Here is a 12465-nt window from a genome sequence, read left to right as displayed (position 1 = left end):
TGCACCAAAGCCGGCCTCTACCCCGACGCCGCCGACCTCGGCGGCCACCACGTCCCCGCCTGGCGCGGCATCCCCATCCTGCCCTGCAACAAAATCCCCGTCACCGAGACCCGCACCAGCTCCATCCTGCTCATGCGCACCGGCGAACAAGCCCAGGGCGTGGTCGGGCTGCACCAGACCGGACTCCCCGACGAATACCAGCCGGGACTGAACGTGCGGTTCATGGGCATCAGCGAACAGGCCATCATCTCCTACCTCGTCTCCGCCTACTACTCCGCGGCGGTACTGGTCCCGGACGCGCTGGCCGTGCTGGAAAGCGTCGAACTCGGCCGGGAGGCGTGATGGCGGAACCGGCGACCCCGCCCCGCAAGCCCGACGCCGAACCGCCGCGCCCCGGGCCCGGCCTGCCGCCGTCGGCCTTCGGGCCGACCGGGCTCGGCACGGCCGCCGCCCGCGTCGTGCCCCGGCCCGCCACCCCCGAACCCGATCGGCGCGTGAACCCTTGACCGGCACCGAAGAACTGCCCGACGCCGTCGAGGTCGGCCACTCATGACGACCATGGACTCGCGGACCGCCACCCGGCCGCTGACCGACGTCCTCGCGTGGAGCAAGGGTCTCGTCGACCCCGCGCTGCGCACCGCCGCGGACCGGCTGCCCGACGCGATGCGGCGGATCGCCGGCTACCACTTCGGCTGGGAGGACGCGCGCGGCGAGCCGTCGACCGCCGACAGCGGCAAGGCGCTGCGGCCGGCGATGGTGCTGTTGTGCGCGGAAGCCGCGGGCGGCGATCCCGCGGCCGCCGTGCCCGCCGCCGTCGCGGTCGAGCTCGTGCACAACTTTTCGCTGCTGCACGACGACGTCATGGACGGCGACACCACCCGGCGGCACCGGCCGACGGCGTGGACGGTGTTCGGCACCGGGCCCGCGGTGCTCGCCGGGGACGCGTTGCTGAGCGTGGCGTTCGAACAGCTGACGCCCGAGGGCGCGAAACTGCTGTCCCAGGGTGTGCTGGACCTGCTGGAGGGGCAGGCCGCCGACGTGGACTTCGAGCAGCGCGACGACGTCACGCCGGCGGAGTGCGTCCGGATGGCGGACGGCAAGACGGCGGCCCTGATCGCGGCGGCGTGCCGGCTGGGCGCGCTGCTCGCCGGACGGGCGGACGCGGTGGCGCGGTTCGGGGAGTTCGGCCGGTCGGTCGGGCTGGCGTTCCAGCACGTCGACGACCTGCTCGGCATCTGGGGCGACCCCGCCGAGACGGGCAAGCCGGTGTTCTCGGACCTCCAGAACCGCAAGAAGTCGCTGCCGGTGGTGACGGCGTTGTCGTCGGGGACGGCGGCGGGCGCGGAGCTGGCGGAGCTGTACGCCGGGAGCGACCCGTTGACCGACGCCGAGCTGGCCCGCGCGGCCGAGCTCGTCGACGAGGCGGGCGGCCGCCAGTGGAGCCAGGCGCAGGCGGCGGCGTTGGTGGCGAAGGGGTTGCGGGAGCTGGCGGCGGTCCGCCCGGTGCCGCGGCCGGCGGCGGAGCTGGCGGCACTGGCCCGGCTGATCACGACGCGCACCCGCTGACCGGGCCCCACCTCCTGTCCGGCGCGGATCACCTGCCGGGGCGGGTCAGGCCGTCCTTGTCGGCGTCCAAGCTCAGGATGTTCTTGTCCGTGTCACCCAGTGCCTTCGTGACCTGGGCCGACGGCGGCGCTGTCGACAAGTCGACCAGCCGGATCGGGGCGTCGAGCTTGATCAGCGTCGGGATGTACTCGGCCTTGTCGACCTTCCACCGGTCACCGTCGCGCACGAACCGGAACCGGGCCGCCGCGCCCTCCTCCGTGTCGCCGCGCGGCTCCGAGTGGCGGGCGACGCTGTTGCCGAGCCCGTACGCGACCCACTTGTCTCCGATCTTCTCGAACGGCTGCACCACGTGCGCGTGGTGGCCGACGATCAGGTCGACGTCGTCCGACGCCAGGATCTTCTTGGCCTGCGACCGCTGCTCCGCCGTCGGGTCGTGCTGGTACTCCACGCCCCAGTGCAGGCTCGCGATCACGACCTGCGCCCCCGCCTCGCGCGCCTTGCGGGCCGCGGCCAGGACGTCGTCGACGTCGATCTGGTTCGCCAGCCACGGCTTGCCCGCCGGGACCTTGATGCCGTTGAACCCGAAGGCGTAGGACACCTGCGCGACCTTCACGCCGTGGACGTCGAGAACCAGCGGTTTCGCCGCCTCCGCCGCCGACCGCGCCGACCCGGTGTGCTTGATCCCGGTCTCGTCGAGCTTGTCCAGGGTCCGCTTCACACCGTCGGCGCCCTGGTCGATCGTGTGGTTGGACGACGTCGAACAGGTGTCGTAGCCGGTGTCCTTCAGCGCGTCCGCGATTTCCGGCGGCGCGCTGAACGACGGATATCCGCTGTACGGGCCACCTTCCGGCGCCAGCGGCGTCTCCAGGTGGCAGATCCCCAGGTCGGCACCCGAGATCAGCGGCTTGACCCCGGCCAGCAGAGGCCGGTAGTCGATCTTCCCGCCGCCGTCGGCCTCGGCCTGTTCGGTCAGCGCGGGGTGAATCAGGACGTCGCCGGTCGCGACGACGCTGAAGGAGCCCTCCGGCGCAGCCGAAGAGGACGGCGTTTCCGGGAAGGGCGTCGGCGCCGGCCCGGACTGCGGCGGGGAGCTACAGGCGGCCGCCAGGACGGCGACCCCGGCGAGCGCGGCGACGCGGTGCTTCGTCATCGGGTCCCCCTAACGTGGTCCGGCCATCCTGCCAGCCGGGCGAAACCGGCAGAGACGGCATCCCGGTCACCAAGAACTTCCACCACAGTCGACAACACCGATCAGAACATTCGCACAGGACAAAACCGGACAACGCGCAGGACAGCGCGGAAAAAATACGATAAATGGCGGCCTTTCGTGCCACGATGCAACTACGGAGAGTAGGTCTCGCTCCGCTAACTGCCGCTTGACGCTCCACGAACGGGTGTTTTGTAATACCAGTCACCCACCGGCGTCCCCACGCGCCACTCAAACCCCGGCCTCCTTGGGAGCAACGATGTCCCCACAGTCGCACAGGTTCCGCACCTGGAGCGTTGTTGGTTGTTGTTTGATTTCCGGCGTCCTGATGGCTTCGTGCTCCTCCGGCAAGGACACCGCGGCGCCGCAGCAGCAGGCACCCGCCAACGGCAAGATCACCCTTTACTACCTGCAGAAACAGGGTGACCAGCAGTACTTCGTCGAGCAGGCGCAGGGGGCGCAGGAGAAGGCGAAGGAGCTCGGCGTCGAGCTCAAGGTCGTCAACCTCGGCCAGGACGCCAACAAGGCGATCACCGAACTCGACGCCGCGGTCGCGCAGGGCGCGAACGGCGTCGCCATCGTCGTCCCGGACCAGGCCATCGGCCCGCAGGTGATCGACAAGGCCAAGAGCGCGGGCATCCCGCTGATCGCCTCCGACGACGTCATCAAGGACGGCACCGGCGCGAAGGCCCCGTTCGTCGGCTTCAACGGCAGCCAGATGGGCGACTCGGTCGGCACCGAGGCCGGGAAGCTGTTCAAGGCCGCCGGCTGGACCGCCGCCGACACGAAGATCATCAGCGCCTACAAGCAGGACCTGACCGTCTGCACCGACCGCGTCAACGCCGCGAAGTCGGCGTTCGCCAAGGCCGCGGGCGCCGACGTCCAGGTCATCGACGTCGGCACCGACAACTCGCCGGTCGACGCGCAGAACCGCTCCGGCGCGGTGATCGGCTCCAACCCCGGCGTCAAGCACTGGGTCGTCTGGGGCTGCAACGACGAGAACGAGACCGGTGTCGTGACCGCGCTGGCCAACTCCGGCGTGCAGGCGAACAACATCATCGGCGTCGGGCTCGGCGCCTACCTCGACTGCAAGGACTGGGCCGCGGGCAAGGACACCGGCAACAAGTCCGCGCTCTACATCTCCGGCGCCGAGGTCGGCCGCTCGGCGATCCAGGTGCTCGTCGACAAGGTGAAGAACGGCAAGGAGCTGCCCGCGGAGACGATCGCGAAGACCACGATCGTCAACAAGGACAACTACAAGCAGGCCGGCGTCACCTGCACCTGACCGACCCCCTCGTGAGTGCGTAACAGTGTTCTAACGCTGTTACGCACTCACGACCGCCGTACGGAAGGCGACCATGTCCTCCTCTCCTCCCGCGCTCGCCGTCGAGGGCATCGGCAAGCGCTTCTCCGGCGTCACCGCCCTCGACGACGTCTCGCTGGAGTTCCGCTCCGGCGAGGTGCTCGCGCTGATGGGCGAGAACGGCGCCGGGAAGTCGACGCTGCTGCGCGTCCTCTCCGGCGACCAGGGCCCCGACGACGGCCGGCTCCTCCTGGACGGCACCGAGGTCGCGTTCGACACCCCGCGCGCGGCGATGGCCGCCGGGGTCCGCGTGATCTACCAGGAACCCGAGATCATCCCGCACGTTTCGGTGGCGGAGAACGTCTTCGTCGGCGAGCTCCCCGCCAAGGGGCGGGTGTTCAACCGCCGCACGCTCATGAAGGCCACGCACGACGCGCTCGTCGAGTACGGCTTCGAGGGCGTCCTCAACCCGGCCACGCTCGGCGTCGCCCTCTCCCCCGCGCAGCGCCAGCTCGTCGAGATCCTGCGCGTGCTCACCGCGGCCACGCCGCCGAAGGTGATCGCCTTCGACGAGCCGACGTCGTCGCTGTCGGAACACGAGGTCGAAGCGCTGTTCCGGCTGATCGGGCGGCTGCGTGACAGCGGTGTCGCGGTCGTCTACGTCTCGCACCGGATGAAGGAGATCTTCCAGCTCGCCGATCGCGTCGCGGTGCTGCGCGACGGCAAGCTCGTCGGCGTCCAGCAGGTCGCGGAGACCGATGAGCCCGGCCTGGTCCGGATGATGATCGGCCGCGACCTCTCCGCGCTCGAGCGCCGCGTCACGCAGGACACCGGCGACGTCGTGCTGAAGCTCGACGACGTCACGACCGACGACGTCACCGGCATCTCGTTGCAGGTCCGCGCGGGCGAGGTCGTCTGCCTGGCCGGGCTGGTCGGCGCCGGCCGCTCCGAGCTGGCCCGGGCGATCGTCGGCGACCTGCCGATCCGGTCGGGGACCGTCACGCTCGCCGGGAAGCGGCTTCGCGCGCACAACCCGGGTGACGCCGTCAAAGCGGGCATCGGCTTCGCGCCCGAAGAGCGCAAGACGGACGCGTTGCTCATGCAGCGGTCCGTACGCGACAACGTCTCCATCGCCGTTCTCGACCGCCTTCGCCGCTTCCGTGTGGTGAAGCGGGCGAAGGAACGCGCGCTCGTCGAGGAGTACGTACGCGAGCTTCGCGTGCGGACGCCGTCGATGGAGCAGGAAGTCCGCAAGCTCTCCGGCGGCAACCAGCAGAAGGCCGTCCTCGCGCGCTGGCTCGCGCGGCGGCCGAAGCTGCTGATCCTCGACGAGCCGACGCGCGGGGTCGACGTCGGCGCGAAGGCCGAGATCTACCGGATCATCGACGGCCTCGCCGCCGAAGGCATCGCGCTGCTGGTCATCTCCTCCGACCTGCCGGAGGTGCTGACGCTCGCCGACCGCATCCTCGTGATGCGGGCCGGACGCCTGGCCGGCGAGATCGGCCGTGAAGCGGCGACCGAGGAAGCCGTGCTGACCCTCGCCATCCCCGAAACCGAACCAGCTGTGGACGACGCCCAGGAGATCGGCGCATGAGCACCCCCACCAAGGAAACTTCGGCTCCGGCCGCCGCGCCGCAGCCGTCTGCCGCTCGCCGCGTGCTGACCGGCATCGGCGTCCAGAACTCCAGCCTGATCATCACGCTGATCGCGCTGGTGATCCTGCTGAGCGTGCTGAACGAGAACTTCTTCCGCACCAACAACCTGCTGCTGATCGGCAGCGCGATCACCATCATGGGGCTGCTCGCCCTGGTCCAGACGCTGGTGATCATCCTGGGCGCGCTGGACATCTCGGTCGGCTCGATGGCCGGGCTCGCGTCGGTCATCTCCGCGATGGTGTTCACCTCGACCGGCAACGCCGAGGTCGGCATCCTCGCCGCGATCGGCATCGGCATCGTCTGCGGCCTGATCAACGGCATGATCATCATCTTCGGGCGGGTCAACCCGGTGGTCGCGACGCTGGCCATGCTCGCCACCTACAAGGGGGTCGCGCAGGTCATCTCGGACGGCAAGTCCCAGGGCTACACCGGCGGCGACGACCTGTTCATCTTCCTGGCCAAGGGGTCCGTGCTCGGGCTGCCGTCGCTGGTGTGGGTGTTCCTGATCGTCGCGGCGCTGCTGCACTTCCTGCTCAAGTACACCGACATCGGCCGCAACGTCTACGCCATCGGCGGCAACGACACCGCCGCGCGGCTCGCCGGCATCAACATCAACCGGTACATCATCGGCGTCTACGCCCTCGCCGGCGTGGTCGCGGCGGTCGCCGGCATCCTGATCACCGCGCGCACCGGCTCGGGCCAGCCGGTGTCCGGGTCCGAAGGCCTGGAACTGCAGGCCGTCACCGGCGCCGCGCTCGGCGGCACGATGCTCAAGGGCGGCCGCGGGTCGATCATTTCGACGGTGCTCGCGGTGGTCATCCTGGGCGTGCTCGACAACGGCATGTCCGGGCTGGGCATCAACCCGTTCTGGCAGAACGTCGCCCACGGCGCCCTGCTGGTGATCGCGGTCGTGCTGCAGCAGCTGCGCAGCGGGGAGCGGCGCGTCGGCCTGCCCGAGTAGCGGTGCGCAACCTCCACGCGCGCATCGTCGACGAACTGGGCCGGCTCATCGTCGAAGGCGTCCTCGGGGACGGGCAGCCGCTCGTCCCCGAGGAGCTCGGGCGCCGGTTCTCCGCGTCCCGCACGGTGGTCCGCGAGGCGTTGCGCGTGCTCGAGTCCAAGGGCATGGTCACCGCCCGCCCGCGGGTCGGCACCTGGACGTTGCCGCCCGAGGCGTGGGACGCGATCGACCCGGACGTCATCGCCTGGCGCGTCGGCGGTCCCGGCGGCCGCGAGCACCTGCGCGAGCTGCTGGAGCTGCGGCTGGCCATCGAGCCGCAGGCGGCGCGGATGGCGGCGCGGCACCGGCGTCCCGACGAGCTTTCGGCGATGGCGGCGGCCTACGCGCGGATGGCCGACGCCGAAGACACCGCGGCCTTCCGGGCCGCCGACGCGCAGTTCCACGCCGCGCTGGTCCGCGCCTCGGGGAACACGTTGATCGCGCAGCTGCAGGTGCCGGTGGTGGCGGCGCTGCGGGCGCGAGGCGAACCGGCGGACACGCTCGTCGCGCACTCCCGGGTGCTGACGCTGGTGCTGGCGAAGGACGCCGACGGCGCCGAGTCCGCGTGCCGCCGGCTGCTGGAAACCGTTGCGGCGTACCGGTGATCGGTACCTTGACACGGTTACCGGTACGCGCTTCACTCGCTGCGGATGCCCGCCGCCATGAGTGTTGAGGAGGACGCTTTCATGCGTTTCCCGGGAATTCGCGGTTTCGGCGTGCTCGCGGCCGCGGCCTTGGCGGGCAGTCTCTTCACCGCCCCGGTGGCGACCGCCGCGACCTGCACGATCTCCGACGAAATGGTGTCCGCGGGCAACTACTGGGTGGCGAACGGGACGAACCTCGACGCGCCGGACTGGCAGAACGCGACGTTCCACGTCGGCAACCTGGCACTGGTCCGGACCACCGGCCAGTCCAACCACAAGACGTACCCATGGGCGCAGGCCAACGGCTACCAGCTGCCGCTCGACCCGAAGCGGCCGTTCTTCCCGGACAACCAGGCCGCCGGTGAGGCCTACCTGGACCTGTACACCTACTTTCACCCCGAGATCCCGCTCGACTCGATCCGCACCCGCATCAAGGACGAAGTCGCGTCGGTGCAGGCGGGGCACCGCGGCTACTGGGACTACGTCGACGCGCTGAACATGGCGATGCCGTCGTTCGCGCGGATGAGCCTGATCGACCACGATCCGTCCTATTTGGACGCCATGGACCAGCTCTACCGGACCGCCGAACACAAGCTGTTCAACGAGTTCACCGGCCTGTGGTACCGCGACGAGCGGTTCACGGGCTCGGGCGTGTTCTGGTCGCGCGGCAACGGCTGGGCACTGGCGGCGCTGACGAAGGTGCTGCAGGTCCTGCCGGCGGACGACCCGCGCCGGCCGGAGTACCTGCGGGTGTTCAAGAAGATGGCGTTCTCGTTGTCCTTGCTGCAGCGGCGTGACGGCTTCTGGAACTCCGACCTGCTGAACCCGTGGGACCACGGCGGCCCGGAGACGAGCGGCACGGCGTTCTTCACGTACGGCATCGGCTGGGGCATCACGGCGGGCATCCTGGACGAGTCGCGCTACCGCCCGGTGGTGGACAAGGCGTGGACGGCGCTGTCGACGAAGGCGTTGCAGCCCAGCGGGTTGGTGGGCTACGTCCAGCCGGCGGGCGACCGCCCGGCGACGGCGAAGGCGACCGACACGTCGGCGTTCGGCGTCGGCGCGTTCCTGCTGGCGGGCCAGGAAGTGGCGAAGCTGCAGGGCTGCTCGGCCGAGTAGGGCCTACTTCAGGCAGTCGCCGGGATCGCCGCGGGTCAGGGCCGGGTCGGTCTGGGGGAACGTGCGGGCCACGCCCGGGCCCGAGGAACGGTGCTCGAAGCGGACCGTCACCCGGCCGTGGCCCGCGCCCTGCACCCAGCCCGTTCCGTACTCCGAGTGCACCACGTCGTCGCCCTGGCGCCACTCGGAGGGGGCCGCGGGCACCGGAGCGGCCGCGGTGACCACGGTCGAAGCGGTGGGAGTGGCCGGCGCCGCCAGGGTGAACAGGGCGTCCTGGTGCGGTACCGACAGCCCGCTGTACGCCACGCCCGCCAGGCGGATCCCGCCGAACTCCGCCGGGTCGAGCAGCAGCCGCTCCGCCACCGCCGACAGCTCCGCCAGGTCGTCGGTCGGGGCCGAGATCGTCTCCGAGCGGGTCACCGTGTGCATGTCAGTGTGCCGCAGCTTGATCACCACCGTGCGAGCCACCCGCTCGGCCTTCACCAGCCGCTGGTGCGCGCCCACCGCGATGCGCCGCACTTCCGTCCGAAGCGTGGCCAGGTCCTTGATGTCGGTGTGGAACGTCGTTTCCGCGCTGACCTGCTTCGTCTCGCCGCGGTCGGCCACCGGGCGGTCGTCGAAGCCCGTCGCCAGGCGGCGCAGGTCGCGGCCGACCACCCCGCCCAGCGTCGCGACCGCGTCCTGTTCGGACAGTGCCGCCAGCTGCCCGAGCGTCTGGACGCCGATGAACCGCAGCTTCCCCTCGGCCACCGGTCCGATCCCCCACAGCGCGCGCACCGGCAGTGGCGCGAGGAACTCGCGCTCGGTGCCCTGCGGCACGACCAGGAGCCCGTCGGGCTTGGCCTCGTCGGAGGCGATCTTGGCGATCTGCTTGCCGTTGCCCGCGCCGATCGACGCCACCAGCCCGGTCTCCGCGCGGATCCGGGCCCGCAAAGCCGCACAGAACGCCGTGACCTCGTCGAAAGAGGCGCCCACCAGGGAAGGCGGCTCGGCGAACGCCTCGTCGAGGGAGATCTTCTCCAGCAGCGGGGCCACCGCCGTGACGACGGCGAAGACCTCCTGGCTGAGCCGCTCGTAGACGCGGAACCGCGGCGGCACGATCACGCCGTTCGCCGGGAGCAGCCGCCGCGCCTGGGCCATCGGCATCGCGGAGCGGATGCCGAACGCCCGCGACTCGTAGCTCGCGCCCGCGACGACGCCGCGTGGCCCGAGCCCGCCGACGAGCACCGGGCGCCCGGCCAGCGTCGGGCGGGTGAGCTGCTCGGCCGACGCGTAGAAGGCGTCCAGGTCGAGGTGGATCACCCAGCGGGCCACGTCAGTCCCCGCCGGTGGCGTCCAGCAGCTGGTGCAGCGCCTTGGTGTAGCTCTCGAACGCCGCCCGGCCGGCGGCGGTCAGCCGGACCAGCGTGACCGGCGTGCGGTGCTCGTAGGCCTTGGTGATCTCGACGTACTCGGCGTCCTCGAGCTTGCGCAGGTGCGTCGAGAGGTTGCCCGCCGTCATGTCCAGCAGCTGCTGCAGCCGCGGGAACGTGATCTGGTCGCCGGCGCGCAGCCCGGCGAGCGCGACGGTGACCCGCAGCCGCGCCTGGGCGTGGATGACCGGGTCGAGCTGCGGCAGCTCACTCATCGCGACTTCATCTCGCGGGTGAAGTACACGATCGCGCCGAGCAGGAACCCACCGCCGCCGCAGACCGCCAGCACCAGGAAGTTCGCCGGGAACCCGACCAGCACGCTCAAGCCCGAGCACACGATCATCCACGCGCCGAGGCCGTACATCAGCTTGTCCTGCCAGACCATGCCGCCCGCCAGGTACATGACGCCGGTGAGCAGCAGCCAGGTGCCCGACCACAGCAGCGACACCTGCTCGGAGGCGAGGGACTGGAACGCGGTGATCCGGACGTCGACGACCGTCAGGCCGATCGACGCGAGCGCCCAGCTGTAGCCGTACATCGCGCCGACGGTCTTCGACGGGCCGCGGATCCCCCGCCCCATCCGGGCGCTGACGTAGCCGGTGTAGCCCATCGCGGCGAGGAACAGCACCGCCACGACCACGCCGCCGACCCAGCCGGGGATGCTCTCGGTCCGCGTCGCGAAGTAGGTGAAGCCCCAGCCGACGATCCAGGCGAAGGCCCACGCGGCAAGCATGCGCGCGGGGCCTCCGCCCAGTTCCCGGCGGTTGCGCCGGGACTGCTGGGCGATCAGGTTCAGCGACTCCTCCGCCGACAACGGCTCGTCGTCCACCCGTCCCGCCCTTCGTCCGCGCAGACCCCTCAGTACTGCACGGAGGTTAACAAGCATTCACAGCCTGGCCGTGTCCAGCCGGAACCGGCGCACCACGATCAGGGCCGGCACGACCAGCCAGCCGGCCAGCACGAGCACCGCGAGCCCCATCCCACCCGCGTGCGCGAGGGGTTCGAGACCCACCCGGCCGAGCCAGAACGTCGGGAAGAAGTGCGCCAGCGTCGCCATCCAGTCCGGCAGCACGTAGAGCGGGATCCACAGGCCGCCGAGCATGCCCAGCGGCATCATCAGCGCGCCGGTGACCGCGCCGACCGTGTCGCCCTTGCCGAACAGGCCGATGGCCAGGCCGAGGACGGCGAACGGCAGGACGCCGAGCCACAGCGACACCAGCACCAGGCCCCACTGGGCGGCCGTCAGCTCGACGCCCATCGCCAGGCCCGCGGCGAACAGCACCACCAGCACCGGCAGCGCCACGGCCATCGCCGAGACGACCTTGACGACCAGGTAGCCGGGGCCGCGCATCGGCGTCAGGCGCAGCTGGCGCTGCCAGCCGTCGGTGCGTTCCTGCGCCACCCGCGTGCCGGTGAACAGCGCGCCACCGCTCGCGCCGTACGCGGCCAGGTTGATCATGGTCTGGACGTCGGACGCCAGCCCGTTCGGCGCGACGAGCTTGCCGAAGATCGAGCCGAAGAGCAGGAACATCGCCAGCGGCATGCCGATGGTGAAGATCGTGAACTGGGGACTGCGGACGATCCGCTTGATCTCCAGGCTCAGGTAGGTGGTGTTCACGCGGCGGCCTCCTCGGCGGTCAGCGCCAGGAAGGCTTCTTCGAGCCCGAGCGCGGTGATTTCGATGTCGGCCGCCTGCGGGAACGCCGCCAGCAGCGCCCGGACGGCGGCGTCGGAGTCGGCGCAGGTCAGCTCGGCGCGGCCGGCGCGCAGCTGCACGGACGTGACGCCGGCCAGGCGCGCCAGGTCGGTCTCGGTGGCGCCCGGGACGGCGGCCTTGAGCACCCGCCCGGACACCGCGGCCCGGACCTCGGCGACCGGCCCGTCCGCGACGACCATGCCGTGGCGCATCAGCACGACGCGGTCGGCGTAGTCCTCGGCCTCGGCGAGGTAGTGCGTCGCGAACAGCACCGTCCGGCCGCCGGCGGCGAACTCGCGGATGGCCGCCCAGAACGCGCGCCTGCCGTCGACGTCCATCGCGGCGGTGGGCTCGTCGAGCACGAGCAGCTTCGGGTTGCCGGCCAGCGCGAGGGCGAACCGGACGCGCTGGCGTTCGCCGCCGGAAAGCTTGCCGCAGCGGCGTTTCACGAGGTTCTCCAGGCCCGCGCGGGCGATCACCTCGCTCGCCGGCAGCGGGTTCGCGTGGGTCGAAACGATCAGATCGACGATCTCGCCGACCGTCACGTCGCCCAGCAGCGCGCCGTTCTGCATCATGGCGCCGACGAGCCCGCGGTCGACGGCCTCGCGTGGGCTGCCGCCCTCGACCGTGACGGCTCCCGCGTCCGGCTTGGTGAGCCCCAGCAGCATGTCGACGGTGGTCGACTTGCCCGCGCCGTTGGGCCCGAGCAGCGCGACGACCTCTCCGCGGGCGACCTCGACGGACACCCCGTCGACGGCGGTGACGCGGCCGAACCGTTTGGTCAGGCCCCACAGTGTGAACGCCGGTCCCCCAGTCATGGCGTCCCTCCCTTCGTGAACTTTGAAACGCAAACTCGACTCGCA

General features: G+C 71.0%; 13 protein-coding genes and 2 pseudogenes. 9 read left to right on the top strand and 6 right to left on the bottom strand.

Annotated features, from left to right (window positions below; all coding sequences use genetic code 11):
* The 3 genes and pseudogenes from ACWEVP_RS44090 to ACWEVP_RS44080 form a co-directional block, all read left to right on the top strand.
* Positions 1 to 342, top strand: a pseudogene (locus ACWEVP_RS44090) (Crp/Fnr family transcriptional regulator); the annotation flags it as partial.
* Positions 342 to 506: a hypothetical protein gene (locus tag ACWEVP_RS44085; protein WP_452068555.1), complete on the top strand. Its 165-nt coding sequence runs from the start codon at positions 342 to 344 to the stop codon at positions 504 to 506. The pseudogene ACWEVP_RS44090 and the gene ACWEVP_RS44085, both read left to right, overlap by 1 nt.
* A gap of 43 nt (positions 507 to 549) precedes the next feature.
* Positions 550 to 1566 (top strand): family 2 encapsulin nanocompartment cargo protein polyprenyl transferase, encoded by a 1017-nt coding sequence (locus tag ACWEVP_RS44080; protein WP_452068554.1) that lies wholly within the window; start codon positions 550 to 552, stop codon positions 1564 to 1566.
* A 28-nt stretch (positions 1567 to 1594) separates the two neighbouring features.
* On the opposite strand, the gene ACWEVP_RS44075 is transcribed toward ACWEVP_RS44080, so the two are convergent.
* On the bottom strand, positions 1595 to 2716 hold the full coding sequence (locus ACWEVP_RS44075) for a CapA family protein (protein WP_452068553.1): 1122 nt from the start codon (positions 2714 to 2716) through the stop codon (positions 1595 to 1597).
* A 367-nt stretch (positions 2717 to 3083) separates the two neighbouring features.
* Here ACWEVP_RS44075 and ACWEVP_RS44070 point away from each other — a divergent pair, with 367 nt between their 5' ends.
* From ACWEVP_RS44070 to ACWEVP_RS44045, 6 genes and pseudogenes are all read left to right on the top strand, one after another.
* On the top strand, positions 3084 to 4058 hold the full coding sequence (locus ACWEVP_RS44070) for a substrate-binding domain-containing protein (RefSeq protein WP_452068552.1): 975 nt from the start codon (positions 3084 to 3086) through the stop codon (positions 4056 to 4058).
* Between the two features lie 118 nt (positions 4059 to 4176).
* Positions 4177 to 4647: pseudogene (locus ACWEVP_RS44065) on the top strand (ATP-binding cassette domain-containing protein); the annotation flags it as partial.
* A 102-nt stretch (positions 4648 to 4749) separates the two neighbouring features.
* Positions 4750 to 5670, top strand: a complete 921-nt coding sequence (locus tag ACWEVP_RS44060) for a sugar ABC transporter ATP-binding protein (protein ID WP_452068558.1) — start codon at positions 4750 to 4752, stop codon at positions 5668 to 5670.
* Positions 5667 to 6692, top strand: a complete 1026-nt coding sequence (locus ACWEVP_RS44055) for an ABC transporter permease (protein WP_452068551.1) — start codon at positions 5667 to 5669, stop codon at positions 6690 to 6692. Before ACWEVP_RS44060 ends, ACWEVP_RS44055 begins: the two co-directional genes overlap by 4 nt.
* Positions 6693 to 6694: 2 nt before the next feature.
* Positions 6695 to 7336 carry a FadR/GntR family transcriptional regulator gene (locus tag ACWEVP_RS44050; protein WP_452068550.1) on the top strand — a complete coding sequence of 214 codons (642 nt, stop codon included), beginning with the start codon at positions 6695 to 6697 and terminating at the stop codon, positions 7334 to 7336.
* A gap of 81 nt (positions 7337 to 7417) precedes the next feature.
* A complete protein-coding gene (locus ACWEVP_RS44045; RefSeq protein ID WP_452068549.1) occupies positions 7418 to 8494 on the top strand; it encodes a glycoside hydrolase family 88 protein in 1077 nt (358 codons plus the stop codon).
* Between the two features lie 3 nt (positions 8495 to 8497).
* Here ACWEVP_RS44045 and ACWEVP_RS44040 read toward each other — a convergent pair whose 3' ends face one another.
* The 5 genes from ACWEVP_RS44040 to ACWEVP_RS44020 are packed head-to-tail and all read right to left on the bottom strand — an operon-like array spanning position 8498 to position 12420.
* Entirely contained in the window at positions 8498 to 9808 is a 1311-nt protein-coding gene (locus ACWEVP_RS44040; protein WP_452068548.1) for a DNA polymerase IV, read from the bottom strand.
* A gap of 1 nt (position 9809) precedes the next feature.
* Positions 9810 to 10121 (bottom strand): transcriptional regulator, encoded by a 312-nt coding sequence (locus ACWEVP_RS44035; protein ID WP_285988840.1) that lies wholly within the window; start codon positions 10119 to 10121, stop codon positions 9810 to 9812.
* On the bottom strand, positions 10118 to 10735 hold the full coding sequence (locus ACWEVP_RS44030; protein WP_452068547.1) for a hypothetical protein: 618 nt from the start codon (positions 10733 to 10735) through the stop codon (positions 10118 to 10120). Before ACWEVP_RS44030 ends, ACWEVP_RS44035 begins: the two co-directional genes overlap by 4 nt.
* 57 nt (positions 10736 to 10792) lie before the next feature.
* Positions 10793 to 11524 carry an ABC transporter permease gene (locus ACWEVP_RS44025; protein ID WP_452068546.1) on the bottom strand — a complete coding sequence of 244 codons (732 nt, stop codon included), beginning with the start codon at positions 11522 to 11524 and terminating at the stop codon, positions 10793 to 10795.
* Positions 11521 to 12420 carry an ABC transporter ATP-binding protein gene (locus tag ACWEVP_RS44020; protein ID WP_452068545.1) on the bottom strand — a complete coding sequence of 300 codons (900 nt, stop codon included), beginning with the start codon at positions 12418 to 12420 and terminating at the stop codon, positions 11521 to 11523. Before ACWEVP_RS44020 ends, ACWEVP_RS44025 begins: the two co-directional genes overlap by 4 nt.
* Positions 12421 to 12465: the final 45 nt, after the last annotated feature.

It is taken from the genome of Amycolatopsis sp. NPDC003865, assembly GCF_053605345.1.
The sequence above is the reverse complement of the archived record's forward strand: the minus strand, read 5'-3'. Positions and strand labels throughout refer to the sequence as shown.